A 372-nucleotide genomic window follows, 5' to 3' on the forward strand; every position below is an offset into this window, starting at 1 on the left:
GACCTGTTACTACTGTACCACGACCTGAGATTGAGAATACGTCTTCGATTGGCATGATGAATGCACCGTCAATCGCACGCTCTGGCTCTGGAATGTAAGTATCTAAAGCTTCCGCTAATTCTAATACTTTCTCTTCCCACTTCGCTTCGCCGTTCAATGCACCTAATGCTGAACCTTGAATTACTGGTAAGTCATCACCTGGGAATTCGTACTCAGAAAGAAGTTCACGAACTTCCATCTCTACCAATTCTAATAACTCTTCGTCATCTACCATGTCACACTTGTTCATGAATACGATGATGAATGGTACACCAACCTGACGTGATAATAAGATGTGCTCACGTGTTTGTGGCATTGGACCGTCTGTCGCCG

1 protein-coding gene is annotated in these 372 nt (G+C 44.4%); it reads right to left on the reverse strand.

The annotated features are described in order from the left end of the window. A partial coding sequence (locus ACSLUH_RS19560; RefSeq protein ID WP_448570087.1) for a GTP-binding protein occupies positions 1-372 on the reverse strand: 372 nt, incomplete at both ends.

The organism is Thalassotalea ganghwensis (assembly GCF_053485795.1).